The sequence below is a fragment of the Pedobacter sp. 05L430 genome (genome assembly GCF_056397585.1).
On the sequence record NZ_JBFTNT010000538.1, the window covers coordinates 1 to 1,338 of the forward strand.

1 protein-coding gene is annotated in these 1,338 nt (G+C 39.5%); it reads right to left on the reverse strand.

The features are described from left to right. A partial coding sequence (locus tag AC1DG9_RS27155; RefSeq protein WP_477635703.1) for a SusC/RagA family TonB-linked outer membrane protein occupies window positions 1–1,338 on the reverse strand: 1,338 nt, incomplete at both ends.

A 1,338-nucleotide genomic window follows, 5' to 3' on the forward strand; every position in this document is an offset into this window, starting at 1 on the left:
AAATACGCCAGCCTACAGACACGCCAGGAAAAAATCCGAAACGACTGCCAGAACGATAAAGAAATGAACCATCATATCTGCCAACGGCTTCAATAAGGTATTTTTTCTTATAATCGTAATTTAACCTCATGGCATATCCTTCAAAAGCCTCTTCATAATGTGAATCACCTATGTAATCCAAATCAGCAAATACCTGTGTAGGAATAATATTGTTTGGCGGAACAGAGTGTAATGCCAGGTAATCATTAGTAGCATCTTTGCGTTCAAAAGCAACTAAAGCCGCTATGGAATGATCTTTTATTTGCTTGGTATAGTTTAATTGAAACTGTGCAAACGTGGCTACGATATTTCTTTTATGCCTTTCTCTCCATGGGTTTTGGTTGCCATATAATGCACCATTTGGGGCTCTGTCATTGTAGGTATCAGTAGCCGCATCATAAATATATGCAGGATAGGTATATTCAAACCCATCAAAGTCTTCATTACTATAATCATATGAATACAATGCCTTTGCAGTTAAGCCAAAACCAAATTCGTACTGTGCATTTAATTTCGCACCGGCTCCTCGGGTAATGTTGTCAATATAACCGGTTATATCCTTTGAATAAGTTGCCGGGTTAACGTTTACATTGTGCGTTTGGTTAATATACAAAGGGTTGTTGTTAGCATAGGCGGTTTCTGTAGGCCACATACTGCCAATACTAAGTAAAGGGTTAAAGTAATCGTCCAATCCCGGAACCCCTACATTATGCCTGTTTTCTATCCTGCCACTAATTTGGGCACCAACGGTAAAACCTTTTAAGACAGTACTGGAAATATTAGCCTGAAGGTTTGTGCGGTTAAAATTGAAATCTTTAAGTGCAGCTTCCTGATTAATATGACCCAGGGATAAATAATAGGTGGATTTATCAGAGCCGCCTGAAGCATTTGCTGTTATAAATTGTTGCGGAACGTTGTCCCTTACAATAAAAGCATAATAATCGTTATTTTGATAGCCGGGTTCTGTTCCTGCTTCCCATTTGGCCAATTCTTGTGGAGAATAGAGGTCTGCCGGATTACGGCCAAGATTTTGTTCAGATTCTAAACGGCCTCTTACGTATTGTCCTGCATTTCCAGGATATGGATAACGGGAGAAATTTTGAAAACCATAATAGCTGGAAAGTCCGAAGGAAGGCTTATCACCTCTTCTTCCCTTTTTAGTCGTTACCAATACCACACCATTTCCCGCCGCCAAACCATATATAGAAGCAGAGGCATCTTTAAGCACCGTTATGCTCTCAATATCATCTATTCCTAGCTGGTTAAATGCATTAACCCCAGAAATACCTGTATTAAAGC